At 51.8% G+C, this 14,867-nt stretch carries 13 protein-coding genes and 1 other RNA gene; 12 read left to right on the top strand and 2 right to left on the bottom strand.

Features of this window, described 5'->3' with window-relative positions:
* Both QL223_RS16850 and QL223_RS16845 read right to left on the bottom strand, forming a co-directional pair.
* Positions 1-369, bottom strand: coding sequence for a YraN family protein (locus QL223_RS16850; RefSeq protein ID WP_281545376.1), 369 nt, complete (start codon positions 367-369; stop codon positions 1-3).
* Positions 353-2,194, bottom strand: a complete 1,842-nt coding sequence (locus QL223_RS16845) for a penicillin-binding protein activator (protein WP_348651395.1) — start codon at positions 2,192-2,194, stop codon at positions 353-355. Before QL223_RS16845 ends, QL223_RS16850 begins: the two co-directional genes overlap by 17 nt.
* Before the next feature lie 55 nt (positions 2,195-2,249).
* Between QL223_RS16845 and rsmI the strand changes: the two genes are divergently transcribed.
* The 12 genes from rsmI (at position 2,250) to murG (ending at position 14,856) form a co-directional block, all read left to right on the top strand.
* Positions 2,250-3,110, top strand: a complete 861-nt coding sequence (gene rsmI / locus QL223_RS16840) for a 16S rRNA (cytidine(1402)-2'-O)-methyltransferase (RefSeq protein ID WP_002537354.1) — start codon at positions 2,250-2,252, stop codon at positions 3,108-3,110.
* A gap of 55 nt (positions 3,111-3,165) precedes the next feature.
* Positions 3,166-3,545: RNase P RNA component class A (gene rnpB / locus QL223_RS16835), an RNA gene on the top strand.
* Positions 3,546-3,840: 295 nt separating this feature from the next.
* Positions 3,841-4,299 (top strand): division/cell wall cluster transcriptional repressor MraZ, encoded by a 459-nt coding sequence (mraZ, locus tag QL223_RS16830; protein ID WP_002537357.1) that lies wholly within the window; start codon positions 3,841-3,843, stop codon positions 4,297-4,299.
* 12 nt (positions 4,300-4,311) lie between these two features.
* Entirely contained in the window at positions 4,312-5,265 is a 954-nt protein-coding gene (rsmH, locus tag QL223_RS16825; RefSeq protein ID WP_002537359.1) for a 16S rRNA (cytosine(1402)-N(4))-methyltransferase RsmH, read from the top strand.
* Positions 5,265-5,579: a cell division protein FtsL gene (gene ftsL / locus QL223_RS16820; RefSeq protein WP_281545374.1), complete on the top strand. Its 315-nt coding sequence runs from the start codon at positions 5,265-5,267 to the stop codon at positions 5,577-5,579. The genes rsmH and ftsL overlap by 1 nt, the downstream gene beginning before the upstream one ends.
* Before the next feature lies 1 nt (position 5,580).
* Positions 5,581-7,329, top strand: coding sequence for a peptidoglycan glycosyltransferase FtsI (locus QL223_RS16815; protein ID WP_002537362.1), 1,749 nt, complete (start codon positions 5,581-5,583; stop codon positions 7,327-7,329).
* The gene (gene murE / locus QL223_RS16810; protein ID WP_281545373.1) at positions 7,329-8,816 is read left to right on the top strand and encodes a UDP-N-acetylmuramoyl-L-alanyl-D-glutamate--2,6-diaminopimelate ligase; all 1,488 of its coding nucleotides are present in this window, start codon (positions 7,329-7,331) and stop codon (positions 8,814-8,816) included. The genes QL223_RS16815 and murE overlap by 1 nt, the downstream gene beginning before the upstream one ends.
* Positions 8,813-10,177: a UDP-N-acetylmuramoyl-tripeptide--D-alanyl-D-alanine ligase gene (gene murF / locus QL223_RS16805; RefSeq protein WP_281545372.1), complete on the top strand. Its 1,365-nt coding sequence runs from the start codon at positions 8,813-8,815 to the stop codon at positions 10,175-10,177. The genes murE and murF overlap by 4 nt, the downstream gene beginning before the upstream one ends.
* Positions 10,171-11,253, top strand: a complete 1,083-nt coding sequence (gene mraY, locus QL223_RS16800) for a phospho-N-acetylmuramoyl-pentapeptide-transferase (RefSeq protein WP_281545371.1) — start codon at positions 10,171-10,173, stop codon at positions 11,251-11,253. The genes murF and mraY overlap by 7 nt, the downstream gene beginning before the upstream one ends.
* Entirely contained in the window at positions 11,254-12,606 is a 1,353-nt protein-coding gene (gene murD, locus QL223_RS16795) for a UDP-N-acetylmuramoyl-L-alanine--D-glutamate ligase (RefSeq protein WP_281545370.1), read from the top strand.
* Complete coding sequence (gene ftsW, locus QL223_RS16790; protein WP_002537371.1) at positions 12,603-13,814, top strand: cell division protein FtsW; 1,212 nt, start codon at positions 12,603-12,605, stop codon at positions 13,812-13,814. The genes murD and ftsW overlap by 4 nt, the downstream gene beginning before the upstream one ends.
* Entirely contained in the window at positions 13,786-14,856 is a 1,071-nt protein-coding gene (murG, locus tag QL223_RS16785; protein WP_281545369.1) for an undecaprenyldiphospho-muramoylpentapeptide beta-N-acetylglucosaminyltransferase, read from the top strand. The genes ftsW and murG overlap by 29 nt, the downstream gene beginning before the upstream one ends.
* Positions 14,857-14,867: the final 11 nt, after the last annotated feature.

The following is a 14,867-nucleotide window of genomic DNA, read 5'->3' as shown; positions in this document are numbered from 1 at the left end:
TTACCCTTCAAATACGATATTTTTCATCCAGTTTACCGAGTTTACGTTGCCTTCAAAAGTCACGGCATCAAATCTAAACTCGGTATGTGTCGCGGACAGGCCATTTTTCGCCAGCCACAAATAGGCCGCCTTGAGCATGCGCTGTTGTTTTTGTGGAGAAATACTGGCTGCAGCGCCACCGTAGGTGGTTTGGTTACGGTATTTGACCTCAACGAAAACGATGCAGTTTTGCTCCCGCATGATGAGATCCAATTCGCCGCCCTTGAAGCGGGCATTCTTTTCGATGGTCTTAAGACCCTGCCGCTCGAGAAAGCGGCAGGCTTGTGTTTCGTAGTGATCGCCGGTTTGCTTTTTACTTAACCGAAACAATCCCCTGATCCCCAAACATCGCCCAGGAAACACTACGGTTGACGGTGCAGTAATCACCCAGTGACAATTCACCTGACAACCCTTCAAAACGGTATTCCGGCAATGCCTGCATTTGAGGAAGTGCTTCAATCAACGCATACGCGTCCATCCCCAGTGCGTAAAGGCGAGTCATGCCATTATCCAGCCCTGGCCAGAGTTGGTTGAAGCGCGCAGCGGTAGGATTGTTAGGTTCAACCAGAAGTGGAACGTCACTGAATTCGATACCGCGAAGTTCCCCAATTTCGCCAACGCCGTTCACACGGTTGTTAGAGCGTGAGCTTGAGTACAATTTCGGTGGTTGAACGTCTGGGTTGATGGCGACTTCAATGAAAGGCTTAAGCAGCGTGAGTTCGCCTGCGTTGGCAACAAGGTAAACGGCATCAACATCGCGGCGGCTGCGCTGCTCTGATTCCATTTCCATTCCCAGAAGCTGTTGCATCTGCTGAATACGCCCTTGGCTCTCTGTTAAGCCAAATACGCGTTGTACGGTTTTCTGCATGGCCGCACGATTCTTGAAAAACTCCACTTCCGCAGGTTCGCCAGTTTGCTCTTCCCACTGTTTAGAGAAGGCTTCACTGACGCGTCGACCAAAGCCATTATCTGGAGCAATCACCAATGGGTATTGATGTTTGTTCTGTTCAATATGTAGTGCAGCTTGCTCAGCTTCTTGCTCTGGAGAGAGTGTGAAGAAGCAAGTATTCGCCGCGCCCTCGTCTTCGTTTGGAATATTCAGCGCCAATGTGGGAATCGCGTTTTGGCTGACAGTCAGGAATTCTTCCACTTTGTCTTTACGCAGAGGGCCAATGGCAAACTGGATGCCGTCAGCACGCATCTGATTCACGATGTCAGTCGTTGACAGTCCGTTGGTGTCATAGAACATCACTGAAGGCGCAGTATTGCCAGAATCATCATCCAGGAGCGCTTGTACCAAACCATTACGAATAGCTTCGCCTTGTGCCGCGAATTTGTCGCTTAGTGGCAGCATCACGCCGATGCGATCAGGACGGAGGATCTCCATCGACTGAAGTGCAGTCAGGTCATTCGGTAGGTAGCGGTTAGCCGGATGAGATGGGTTGGCTGCCAGCCATTGGTTCAGGGCTTCTTGTTGCTGAGCAGGGCGACCCGAGTAACGGCGCAAGAGGTTTACCAGCTCGACCCAGCCATTCAGAACTGGATTGGTGGTTGCAGACAGAGAGTTCAGCTCTGAAGGTGGCATTTTCACCAGCAGTGTCCAAACGTTTTCCCAGTTTTGCTGCTTATCGTAATTGTCCGTGATGTAAGGAGAGCCCTCTGCATAAGAGAGCACAGCGCCTGGCATGTTGCCCAGTGCTTCGTAAAGTTCACCTTTCAAAAGGTAATAGCGCTGATATTGAATAGCCGGAATACCCCAAGATGGCTGGAAGTTCAGGTTATCAACAGCGGTCTGCAGATCGCCTTTTTGCTGAGATAACAAAGCGCGGTTCAGTTGCCATTCGGAAAGTTGCAGTGGGGTCAGTGGCAGTTTTGCCAAACGACTGACTAAAACATCGGCTTGTGCGTACTGTTTTTCAGCAATCAGTGCTTTTAACGCCAACAGATACCAGTCAGCTTTTGCTTCTCCGGTTTCGGTTTCTGCTTTCAGCAAATAGAAAGTCGATGACTCCAGCGCCGGCGCTGTGATGTCATATTGCGGTCCTTGCTCAACAGGTGGTGTGGTGGTACACGCCGAAAGCACCAATGCCAGCGCGATTGGTGGAAGAACTCGTGATACACTTTTGCACTTATGGGTTATTTTACGCATGAACATCTTCTGTCCGTAACTTGTTGCCCTCTATATTAATCGCCGAAGGGTTGTGAAACAAATGACTGATGAAACTTCAACCATGGTTGACGTCTCAACTTTATATATCGTGCCGACACCGATCGGAAACCTGGGAGATATCACCCAGCGTGCTTTGGAGATTTTGCAGCAGGTCGACATCATCGCTGCCGAGGATACCCGCCACACTGGTAAACTACTGTCCCATTTTGGAATCACCACCCGAACTTTCGCGCTGCATGACCATAATGAACAACAGAAAGCAGATTTTCTGATTGAAAAATTAGTCAGTGGGCAAAACATCGCGCTGGTGTCTGATGCGGGCACGCCGTTGATATCCGATCCAGGTTACCATTTGGTGACCCGTTGTCGTCAGGCGGGTGTCAAAGTTGTTCCTTTACCGGGGCCTTGTGCAGTTATCACCGCGTTGAGTGCGTCTGGCTTACCTTCTGATCGCTTCAGCTTCGAAGGCTTCCTGCCGCCAAAAAGCAAAGGTCGCCGTGATAAGTTTTCTGACATTGCAGAAGACCCACGAACTCTGATTTTTTACGAATCGCCACACCGTATTCTCGATACGCTCGACGACATGCTGGCGGTATTGGGTGCGGAGCGTCAGGTAGTCTTGGCACGGGAGCTGACCAAAACCTATGAAACCATTCATGGCGCGCCGCTGGGTGAGTTGATTGAATGGCTGAATGAAGACAGTAACCGTATCCGTGGTGAGATGGTGCTTTTGATTGCGGGTCACCGCGCCGAGAAAGAGGATTTGCCATTGGAGGCAACCAAAGCGGTTACTTTGCTGGCGAAGGAACTGCCACTGAAGAAGGCGTCTGCGATTGCGGCTGAGCTGTATAACGTGAAAAAAAATGCCCTCTATAAGTGGGGTTTAGAAAACCTAGAGTAAGAAGTCCGGTGTTTTCGCTGGATCCGTGGCGGTGAACTCTATATAATCCGCCGCCTGAGTTGGCCGGGTAGCCGCTGCTTCGTTGATGTCCTTTGGGAGACTGACGAGGGGGAGGAAAGTCCGGGCTCCACAGGGCAGGGTGCCAGGTAACGCCTGGGGGGCGCAAGCCTACGACCAGTGCAACAGAGAGCAAACCGCCGATGACTCTTCGGAGAACAGGTAAGGGTGAAAGGGTGCGGTAAGAGCGCACCGCGCGACTGGCAACAGTTCGTGGCACGGTAAACTCCACCCGGAGCAAGACCAAATAGGTCCCCTTTGGCGCGGCCCGCGTTGGGGACGGGTAGGTTGCTGGAGCCTGTGAGCGATTGCAGGCCTAGACGAATGGCTACCACCGTTTTTACGGTACAGAACCCGGCTTATAGGCCGACTCACTAAATAAAATGGGCGAGTTTAGCAATAAACTTGCCCCAGAGAAGGCGAGCATTAGCTCGCCTTCTTTTGTTTTGGCTTCAGTAAAAGTCAACAGGCCCTAATGGGGAATGCCGTGCGGTTAAAAAATGCACGGCTCAGCAAGGTGTTCAAGCTGTTGAAATAGAATGCGCTTCGCGATTACGTGATCTTTGTCGCGCTCGATGCTTGCTTGACTTTCTTTTTGCCTGATACTTACACTTCCTAGTGGGAAAATGTGGAATAAAGTGGGTTATTCTGGTGAAAAAGGGTAGTCAGTGACATGTTGAGGGGCGTCAGCGCCATATCGCCCGACGCGAAAGGTCGCGTCGCATTGCCAAAGCGTTATCGGGAAGAACTCGATGCGTTGTGCGATGGCGTGTTTGTCTGCACCATTGATCATCAGTTACCATGCCTGCTGCTTTACCCCTTGCCTGAATGGGAGCGCATCGAAGCCAAGCTATCCCGCTTATCCAGCCTCAATCCAGCCGAGCGTCGTTTACAGCGATTGCTGCTTGGTCATGCGTTTGAGTGTGAGATGGACGGACAGGGGCGAATTCTGATAGCACCTACACTGCGCGATTACGCCGGTTTGAATGGTAAAGCCATGCTGGTGGGACAGCTCAACAAGTTTGAGATTTGGAACAGCGACAAGTGGCAGCAACAGATCGACCAGGATATTCAACATCAAGCCGAATCAGCGGAAGCGCTGAGCGACAGGCTCAGTAACTTATCGCTTTAGGTAATCAATATTATGTCAGAGCAGTTTTCACACATTTCCGTCCTCCTCCACGAATCCATCGAAGGCCTCGCACTCAAACCTGACGGCATTTATGTCGATGGTACGTTTGGCCGTGGTGGACATACCCGAGAAATTTTACGTCGTCTGGGTGACGGTGGTCAGCTTTACAGTATTGACCGCGATCCGCAGGCGATTGAAGAAGCAGGCACGATTGATGACCCACGCTTCAACATTATTCATGGCCCATTTTCCGGCATTCAACAATACATCGAAGAACGTGGTCTGAGTGGCAAGATTGATGGTGTGTTGCTGGACCTTGGGGTGTCTTCACCGCAATTAGACGATCCAGAGCGTGGCTTTAGCTTTATGCGCGATGGTCCTTTGGACATGCGCATGGATCCGACTTCAGGTATTCCAGCTTCTCAATGGCTTGCCGAAGCGGAAGCGGACGACATTGCCTGGGTGTTGAAAGAGTTTGGCGAAGAGCGATTTGCCAAGCGTATTGCCCGCGCGATTGTTGCGCACCGCGAAGATGAAACCAAAGAGCCGTTAACCCGCACTTTGCAGCTGGCCAACTTGATTGCTGCGGTATCACCTTCCCGTGATCGTAAAAAGCACCCTGCGACCCGCTGTTTTCAGGCGATTCGCATTTACATCAACAGTGAGCTGGAAGAGATTGAAACGGCGATGCAAGGTGCGCTTGAAGTGCTGGCGCCGGGTGGACGTCTGTCTATCATCAGCTTCCACTCATTGGAAGACCGTTTGGTGAAACGCTTTATGCGTAAACAAAGCAAAGGGCCGGATGTGCCACATGGCGTGCCACTGACCGAAGATCAAATCCGTGCACTGGGTCAGGCAAAGATGAAGTTGGTGGGCAAAGCACTGAAACCGTCTGACGTGGAAGTCTCAGACAACACTCGCTCCCGAAGCTCGGTGCTGCGTGTGGCAGAAAAATTGGGTGACTGATGTCGGCAGAAAATCCAGGACTGACAAGGCAAATTCTGCAGGACCTGACCAGTATCGGTCGGGTTCCTATGGTGCTTTTGGTTCTGGTGCTGCTTTCTGCATTGGGCGTGGTTTACATCACCCAGCAAACGCGAGCTGTGATAGCCCATCATGACCAACTTTTGATGGAGCGCGAGCAACTGGAAGTCGAATGGCGTAACCAGTTGCTTGAGGAGCATGCGTTATCAGAACACAGCCGTGTCGAAGCCATGGCACGGCAGGATCAGGACATGATCCGTCCAGACAGTCGACGTGAAGTCATAGTGAGCCAATAGCGTGAAGGGAAAAACGAAACCGACCAATCAGCGAGCGAAAAAGCCAACACCGAATTTGATTCGGTGGCGCTTTGTCACGGTCTGTTTCTGTATTTCCCTTGCCATGGTCGCCTTGATTGCCCGCGCTGCATTCATTCAGGTCATCGAACCAGATCGCCTTCTTCAGGAAGGCGATATGCGTTCTGTCCGTGTCAAAGCCCTTCATTCCGCACGTGGCATTATTACCGATCGCAATGGCGAGTCATTGGCCGTCAGTGTGCCAGTCGAGGCCGTGTATGTGGATCCGGTGACTGTGTTTAAAAACGGTGGCCTGAAAGACATTGACCGCTGGTACGCGCTGGCTGATGTGTTGGGTATCGATCGTCAGGCAATGGTAAACCGCATCGAGCGTAATAAAACCAAACGCTTTATCTACCTGCAACGTCAGGTTGGCCCTGCTGTAGCTGACTATGTTTCCGGTCTTCGCTTACCGGGAATTGGCATGAATGATGAGTCCCGTCGTTTTTATCCGGCCGGTGAAGTCAGTGCTCACCTTGTGGGCGTAACTGGCATTGATGGTCGTGGCCTTGAAGGGATCGAACGTGGCTATGACGGTTGGCTGAGTGGCGAACCGGGCCGTCGTACCGTGCGCAAAGACCGCTATGGTCGCGTCGTGGAAGTGATTTCCAAAGAGGCCAAGGAAGAAGGCAAGCCACTTCAACTCAGTATCGATCAGCGCCTTCAGGCGATTTCTTATCGCGCAATTAAGCAAGCGGTTGCGGACTACCGTGCGACATCAGGCTCATTGGTCATGGTCGATGTGCGTACTGGTGAAGTACTGGCGATGGTGAATGCACCGTCGTACAACCCGAATAACCGCGCCGATCTGAAAAGCTTTAAAATGCGCAACCGTGCCATTACTGACGTTTTCGAGCCTGGCTCCACTATCAAACCTCTGGTGGTATTGGCAGCACTGGAAAACGGCGTAGCGGATGAGTCGACCATCATTGATACGGGTAACGGCGTGATGAGCATCGGTGGCGCGCGAGTTCGTGATGTTTCCAAAGTCGGTGAAGCAAATCTCCGTAAAATTCTCCAAAAATCCAGTAACATCGGTGTCAGTAAACTGTCTCTTTCTATGCCGGTCGAAGCACTGCTTGGCCTTTACAGCAGCTTTGGCATCGGCGACGCAACAGGTGTGAACCTGGTTGGTGAGTCTTATGGACTCTATCCGAACCGTCGTCGTTGGTCTGATTTTGAACGCGCGACGCTTTCCTTTGGTTATGGCCTTTCTATCACGCCGGCTCAGCTCGCCCGTGCTTACGCAGTACTTGGCGCGGAAGGTGTGAATCGCCCGCTGTCGATTTTGAAAACAGAATCCGTGGTACCGGGTAAACAGGTCGCATCACAAGAAAACACCCGAAAAGTCCTCGACATGCTGGAGTCCGTGACGCAGGAAGGCGGCAGTGCCCGCCGCGCAGCGGTTGACGGTTATCGTGTCGGGGCAAAAACAGGTACAGCGAAAGTTGCGGTGGCCGGTGGCTACGGTGATGAATATATCGGTTATACGGCGGGGATCGCACCTTTGAGCGAGCCGCGCATTGCCATGGTGGTGGTGATCAATGAACCCCAAGGCGACAAATATTACGGTGGTCAGGTTGCGGCCCCCGTGTTTTCTGACGTGATGAAGAGCGCGTTGCAGATCCTCAATATCGCACCGGACGCTCAGCAGCCATTTTTACAGATTGCTAATACGGACAATCGGAACTGATGCCGAACACGAGCTTTAAAGAATTATTGGCGCCTTGGTATGACGCCATCCCAGAGACACCTATTACCGGTTTGACGCTGGATAACCGCCAGATCCAACCGGGTGATGTATTTATTGCCGTTCAGGGGCATTCCCTGGACGCGCGACGTTTTATTCCTGCTGCTATTGAAGCCGGCGCAACGGCGGTGATTGCCGATGATGGTGATACTAACGGCCATTTTGATGTCACCTTGCAAAATGGTGTGCCTGTCGTTGCCTTCCCTCACTTGAAATCCACCCTGTCGGAAATTGCTGACCGTTTCTATCAATCACCCAGCAAAATGATGAAAGTGATTGGTGTGACAGGCACCAATGGTAAAACCACGGTGAGCCAGTTGGTTGCGCAGTGGATTGACCTGCTTGAAGGTAAAGCTGCAGTGATGGGAACCACAGGTAACGGCTTCCTTGATGCATTAGAGCCAGCTTTGAACACCACGGGCAGCGCGTTGGATATTCAGCAGCAACTGGCAGCGTTTAACCATCAGCGGGCGACTCACGTGGCGATGGAAGTGTCTTCTCATGGTTTGGTGCAAGATCGCGTGAAAGCCGTGGCTTTTGACGCTGCTATCTTCACTAACCTCAGCCGTGATCACCTTGATTACCATGGCACCATGGAAGCATACGCTGAAGCCAAGCTTCGCCTGTTTACCCATTATGGCTCACCGGTTTCCGTGATTAACGTTGACGATCAGGTTGGTGCAAACTGGGTCAGCAACATGCCGGAAGCGGTGGCGGTTTCTATGTTGGAGGACAATGTTGTTCAGCATCAAGGCCGCAAACTTTGGCTAACATCTGTTGACTACGCGACAAGCGGCGTGACCATCAGCTTTGACTCTTCATGGGGCGCTGGCCAATTTACCGCGCCACTGGTTGGCGAATTCAATGTGATGAACCTTTTGGTCAGCCTGACCACGCTTTTGGGACTTGGCTACGAAAAAGAAGCCCTGATGGCTACTGCCAGCAAATTGCAGGCGGTGATTGGGCGCATGGAAGTTTTTCATCGCGCTGACAATCCCATGCTGGTGGTGGATTACGCTCACACCCCCGATGCCCTTGAAAAAGCGCTGATGGCTCTTCGCCGTCATTGCGACGGTAAGCTTTGGTGTATTTTCGGTTGTGGTGGCGACAGGGATACAGGTAAACGCCCAATGATGGCAGACATTGCTGAAAGATTGGCTGATGTCGCTATTCTGACCGACGACAATCCCCGCTCTGAATCTCCGGAAGCGATTGTGGCTGACATGCTTAAAGGCATGGTCGATCCCGATCTGGCTATTATCCTTCACGACCGCGCGGAAGCGTGTAGCTATGCATTTGAAAATGCGTCAGAAAAAGACGTGATTCTGGTCGCAGGAAAAGGACACGAAGACTATCAAGTGCTGGCATCAGGTACTGTTCACTATTCCGATCGTGAGACCGTACGCCGTTTGTTGGAGGAAGAGGCATGATCCCAGTTTCATTGAAATCACTGCAGACTGTTTTAGACGCTGATCTGGTCGGCGAAGATGTGGTGATTGATGCCGTTTCCACCGACACGCGAACGCTTGGCAATGGTGCTTTGTTTGTCGCGCTGGTGGGCGAGCGATTCGATGCCCATGATTTTGTAGAAACTGCGCATGAAAATGGCGCGTCAGCGCTTTTGGTTTCCAAACCTGTCGATGTCGCACTGCCACAACTGATTGTGAAAGACACCAAGCTGGCTTTGGGGCAACTGGGCGCATGGGTGAAATCTCAATGTGACGTGAAGACGATTGCGCTCACAGGTAGTTGCGGTAAAACCACAGTCAAAGAAATGCTGGCTGCCATTTTGTCTCCAAAAGGTCAGACGCTTTATACCGCCGGCAACTTCAACAATGACATCGGTGTACCGCTGACTTTGCTTCGCCTACAACCTTCCGATGAGTACGCGGTGATGGAACTGGGCGCTAACCATATTGGTGAAATTGCCTATACCACGTCTTTGGTTAAGCCTGATCTGGCGATGGTCACCAATCTGGCTGCTGCGCATTTGGAAGGCTTCGGTTCCCTTGATGGCGTAGCGAAAGCCAAAGGTGAAATCTTCCAGGGGCTTGCTGACGGCGAGCTTGCCATCGTTAATCAGGACAGCAATGGTGGCGCATTTTGGGATGACGTACTGAAAAGTAAGCAAGTACTTACCATGACAGTGACTGACAAGCCTGCAGACTACCGTGCCGAGAATATTCATCAGGTCGATAACGGCTGTTATGCCTTCGAACTGGTTTCACCGCAAGGCACCTATCCGGTGACACTCAGCCTTCCCGGTGAACACAACGTGGCGAACGCGATTCTTGCTGCCATTGCTGCGACCAAAATCGATAGTAAGGTGACGATGGATGATGTGATCCGAGGTCTCGCTTCTGTGTCGCCTGTCAAAGGTCGCGGTGCGATAAGCTTCCCGCGCCCGGGTCTTCGCCTGATTGATGACAGTTACAACGCCAGTCTCGCAGCAATGAAAGCGGCGGTGGATTTACTGGATGGCTTCGACGGCGACAAAGTCATCGTCTTGGCTGATATGGGGGAGATGGGCGAACATTCCGAATCGGTGCATGGAGAAGTTGCAGAGCACCTCAGCAAAGCCTCTATCCAAACCGTGATTACTTATGGACCTGCCAGCGCCGCGATCAGCGAACGTTGCGGGGGTCAGCACTTTGAAGATAAAAGCGCATTGATTGCGCATGTAGTAGAACTGATGAAAACAAAACGCGAAGTATCCGTTTTGGTCAAAGGGGCCAACGGAATGAAGATGTCTGAAGTGGTTGCAGCACTAGAGGAGGCAGCCAAATGCTAGATTGGCTATCAGATATCCTAACCCAACACATTCCGTTTTTCCGACTGTTTGATTATCTGACATTCCGCGCCATCCTGAGCGTGTTGACTGCATTGACGCTGTCACTTTGGATGGGGCCTCGCCTGATTGCCCGTTTGCAGATGCTGCAAATTGGTCAGGTCGTGCGTAACGAAGGTCCAGAGTCTCATTTCAGCAAGCGTGGTACGCCGACCATGGGCGGCATCATGATTTTGACCGCGATTACGGTCACTGTGCTGCTGTGGGCTGACTTATCCAACCCTTACGTCTGGGCGGTATTGTTTGTGACACTGGGTTACGGTGCCGTTGGTTTTGTTGATGACTACCGTAAAGTGGTACGCAAGAACACAGACGGCCTGATTGCCCGCTGGAAGTATTTCTGGCAATCCGCCATTGCGCTGGTGGTGGCCTTCGCGCTCTATATTCACGGTAAAGATACTGCAGCCACCCAACTTGTGGTGCCTTTCTTCAAAGACATAATGCCTCAGCTTGGCTTGTTCTACATCGTCTTCACCTATTTTGTGATTGTTGGCTCAAGTAACGCAGTGAACCTCACTGATGGTCTTGATGGCTTGGCCATTATGCCGACTGTGATGGTAGCCAGTGGTTTTGCCTTTATTGCCTGGGCGACAGGTAACGTGAACTTTGCTGAATACCTGCACATCCCATATATCAAAGATGCCGATGAATTGGTGATTGTCTGTGCGGCGATTGTTGGCGCTGGTCTGGGCTTCTTGTGGTTTAACACCTATCCGGCCCAAGTATTTATGGGTGATGTGGGCTCACTGGCTCTGGGTGGTGCCCTAGGCACGATTGCCGTGCTGGTGCGTCAGGAGTTCCTGTTGGTGATCATGGGCGGTGTGTTCGTGATGGAAACCTTGTCAGTGATCCTGCAAGTGGGCTCTTACAAACTGCGTGGTCAGCGCATTTTCCGTATGGCGCCCATCCACCACCACTACGAATTGAAAGGCTGGCCAGAGCCGCGCGTGATTGTACGATTCTGGATTATTACCCTGATGCTGGTTCTTGCAGGACTGGCAACATTGAAGGTGCGCTAAATGAAGACAGACGCCGCGAAAAACATTGTGGTGATTGGGCTCGGTATGACCGGGCTTTCTGTCGTTAATCATCTTGTGAGAAAAGATGATGGCGCGACTGTGAAAGTGATTGATACCCGTGCAAACCCGCCTGGCGCAGAGCAGTTACCGAAAAATGTGGCATTGCACGCTGGTGGCTGGAATATGGATTGGTTGCTTTCAGCTGATCAGATTGTGGCAAGCCCAGGTATTGCGCTGGCAACGCCAGAGCTTAAAGAAGCGGCTGCGAAAGGCATTGAGATTGTCGGTGACATTGAACTCTTCGCCCGTGATGTAAACGCGCCAGTTATTGGTATTACCGGCTCAAACGGTAAAAGCACCGTGACCAGTCTGGTTGGTGAGATGGCAAAAGCGGCAGGCATTAATGTCGGTGTTGGCGGTAATATCGGCTTTGCAGCTTTGGATATGCTGGCCAATGAGCATGAGCTTTATGTACTGGAGCTGTCGAGCTTCCAGCTTGAAACGACCTCCTCCCTGAATTTGGAAGCGGCAGTGTTCCTCAATCTTTCAGAAGATCATATGGATCGCTATGAAGGGATGGATGACTACCGCGAAGCCAAATTGCGTATTTTCGACCAAACCAAACTGTCGGTCTGGAACCAAGACGATCTCCAAACCAAAAATACACAGTCCAAAGGCGACAATGTGCCTGCTATCAGCTTCGGCTTCACGTCAGGTGAGTACACACTCACCGAGAAAGACGGCGCAGAGTGGCTGACAGCAAAAGGTGAACCAGTGATGGCGGTGTCCGATATCGCGCTGGTGGGCCGTCACAACGTGGCTAACTGTCTGGCGGCGATGGCGCTGGCTGATGCTGTGGGTGTGAGCCGTGAAGCGCAATGTCAGGCAATGCGTGGATACCGAGGTTTACCTCATCGTTGTCAGCAAGTGATCAAACACAACGGCGTGCTTTGGGTGAATGACTCAAAAGCGACTAACCCCGCGAGCACTGAAGCGGCGCTTGATGGCCTGCAGTTGGCAGGGCGTCTGCATCTTTTGGTGGGTGGCGATGGCAAAGGCGCAGATTTTTCTTCGCTGAAACCTATCCTCGACAAGCTGAATGTGACTTTGTACTGCTATGGCCGAGATGGTCATGCTTTTACAAATCTGGTTGAGTCGCCCGTGGTGATTGAAACCATGCAGGAAGCCATGGATATCGCGGCATCGACCGCGAAACCTGGCGACATGGTGTTGTTGTCTCCAGCATGCGCTAGCTTCGATCAGTTCACCAACTTTATGGTGCGAGGCGATACCTTTGCTGCATACGCGCAAGAGATTGCACAGCGAAGCGCTGAGGAGAGCGTGACGGAATGATGAGTGCGAAGTGGGAAGACAACCGTCTGATGCGCTGGTTCTCGAATCCAGCGCCAACGGCATTGTATGACCGCCAACTGGTGTGGCTGTCATTCGGCCTGATGATGGTCGGTCTCATCATGGTGTCCTCTGCTTCCATTCCTGTTTCTGTCCGTCTGGTTGATGAGCCGTTTTATTTCGCCATGCGTCAGGGCGTCTATCTGGTAGGCGCACTCATCATTGCCGGCGTGGCTATGCAGATACCTTTGTCGCGTTGGCAACAACTCAGCATTCCTTTGCTTTTTATTTCGCTCGCGCTTTTGCTGGCGGTTCTGCTGGTCGGTAAATCGGTAAACGGTGCATCCCGTTGGCTGCCAATGGGCTTTTTTAACCTGCAGCCAGCAGAAGTGGCCAAATTATCACTCTTCCTGTTTATTGCAGGTTATCTTGTTCGTCGCCATGGTGAAGTCAGAGAAAGCGTCACCGGTTTTTTGAAACCACTGGCAGTGCTGGTGGTGATTGCTGGTCTTTTGCTGCTTCAGCCTGACCTTGGCTCTGTTGTCGTCATGTTTGTCACGACGGTGGGCATGCTATTTATTGCTGGCGCCAAGCTATGGCAGTTCGGTGTTCTGCTGTTTACCGGTCTTGGGCTGGTGGGTCTTTTGATTATTGCTGAGCCCTACCGTGTCGCTCGTGTGACCTCCTTCTTAGATCCTTGGCAAGACCCGTTTGGCAGTGGCTATCAGCTGACGCAATCTTTGATGGCCTTTGGCCGTGGCAGCTGGTGGGGTCAGGGGCTGGGGAATTCTATCCAGAAACTCGAATACCTACCGGAAGCCCATACGGACTTTGTTATTGCGGTGTTGGCAGAAGAGCTTGGCCTGATTGGCGTCACTGTCGTTTTGCTGATGGTATTCGCATTGGTTTTTCGTGCACTCTTTATCGGGAAGCGTTGCCTTGAAGCGAACCAGCTTTTCGGTGGTTTTCTGGCATTTGGTATTGGCATTTGGTTTGCTTTTCAGGCGCTGGTGAATGTCGGTGCAGCGGCAGGTATTATGCCGACTAAAGGTTTGACGTTACCGCTGGTCAGTTATGGCGGTTCCAGTTTATTTATTATGTCGACGGCGGTGGCGCTACTTCTTCGCATTGACCACGAATACCGTTTGGAAACGGCGCAGGCGCACCAACGAATTGTCTCTCATGAAAAACGAAAACGAACAAAAGCATAAACGATTATTGGTGATGGCTGGTGGAACCGGCGGTCACGTTTTCCCTGGACTTGCGGTAGCGAAAGAGTTGCAGGAACAAGGTTGGGAAATTCGCTGGCTGGGAACGGCAGACAGGATGGAAGCGGATTTGGTGCCAAAACATGGCATTGAGATCGACTTTATTGAAGTAAAAGGGCTGCGTGGTTCGGGCTTTGCGCGTAAACTTCTCGCCCCTTGGATGGTACTTAATGCTGTTGTTCAGGCAAAGCGCCATATCAAAAACTGGGAACCTAATGCTGTGCTGGGAATGGGCGGATATGTGAGTGGACCAGGTGGTTTGGCTGCATGGTTAAGCGGCATTCCTGTTGTCCTCCACGAGCAAAATGCCGTCGCAGGGTTAACCAACCAATGGTTGGCAAAGATCGCCAAGCGTGTGTTGCAGGCTTTTCCTGGTGCGTTTGTTAACAAAGAAGTCGTTGGCAATCCGGTAAGAAAGGATGTTTGCGCCTTGCCAGAACATAAGGTTTATGTAGATGGCACACCGCTGAAAGTACTGGTGATGGGAGGCAGCCAGGGGGCTCGAATCTTAAACCACACAGTGCCTGAAGCGATGGCGAAGTTGAACCGTGAAGTGGTGATTCGTCATCAGGCCGGTAAAGGCAATCAGGCAGACACGGCGGAGCGCTTCCAGAAAGCGGGGGTGGCGAATGCTGAAGTCACTGAGTTTATTGATGATGTCGCTGAAGCCTACGATTGGGCAGACATCCTGATTTGTCGCTCTGGCGCTTTGACGGTATCGGAAGTGTCTGCTGCAGGTGTGCCGTCGATCTTCGTTCCTTTCCAGCATAAAGATCGCCAGCAGGCACTGAATGCCGAGCACCTCGTCGAGAGTGGCGCGGCGCTAATGATAGAACAACCGGATTTGAGTGCTGACGCATTGGCGGCGGCACTGGAAGATAAAGATTCATCGTCATTGATGGCGATGTCGAAGGCCGCTAAAGCCGCAGCAATTACCAATGCTGCTGAGCGTGTGGCCAGTGTCATCAAAGACGTAGCGAAGTAGAGAACAAAGTG

Origin of the sequence: Grimontia sp. SpTr1, from assembly GCF_947387585.1 — a bacterium.
Classification (GTDB): Bacteria; Pseudomonadota; Gammaproteobacteria; order Enterobacterales; family Vibrionaceae; genus Enterovibrio; species Enterovibrio indicus.
Note: the sequence above shows the minus strand (reverse complement) of the source record. Positions and strands in the feature narration are given on the sequence as shown.

What these genes read in the sequence shown, in the direction of transcription:
- mraZ (WP_002537357.1), top strand. Translation starts at nt 3,841, where the DNA reads ATGTTGAGGGGCGTCAGCGCCATATCGCCCGACGCGAAAGGTCGCGTC.
- murE (WP_281545373.1), top strand. Translation starts at nt 7,329, where the DNA reads ATGCCGAACACGAGCTTTAAAGAATTATTGGCGCCTTGGTATGACGCC.
- QL223_RS16845 (WP_348651395.1), bottom strand. Translation starts at nt 2,194, where the DNA reads ATGTTCATGCGTAAAATAACCCATAAGTGCAAAAGTGTATCACGAGTT.
- mraY (WP_281545371.1), top strand. Translation starts at nt 10,171, where the DNA reads ATGCTAGATTGGCTATCAGATATCCTAACCCAACACATTCCGTTTTTC.
- ftsW (WP_002537371.1), top strand. Translation starts at nt 12,603, where the DNA reads ATGATGAGTGCGAAGTGGGAAGACAACCGTCTGATGCGCTGGTTCTCG.
- murF (WP_281545372.1), top strand. Translation starts at nt 8,813, where the DNA reads ATGATCCCAGTTTCATTGAAATCACTGCAGACTGTTTTAGACGCTGAT.
- murD (WP_281545370.1), top strand. Translation starts at nt 11,254, where the DNA reads ATGAAGACAGACGCCGCGAAAAACATTGTGGTGATTGGGCTCGGTATG.
- ftsL (WP_281545374.1), top strand. Translation starts at nt 5,265, where the DNA reads ATGTCGGCAGAAAATCCAGGACTGACAAGGCAAATTCTGCAGGACCTG.
- rsmH (WP_002537359.1), top strand. Translation starts at nt 4,312, where the DNA reads ATGTCAGAGCAGTTTTCACACATTTCCGTCCTCCTCCACGAATCCATC.
- rsmI (WP_002537354.1), top strand. Translation starts at nt 2,250, where the DNA reads ATGACTGATGAAACTTCAACCATGGTTGACGTCTCAACTTTATATATC.
- murG (WP_281545369.1), top strand. Translation starts at nt 13,786, where the DNA reads ATGAAAAACGAAAACGAACAAAAGCATAAACGATTATTGGTGATGGCT.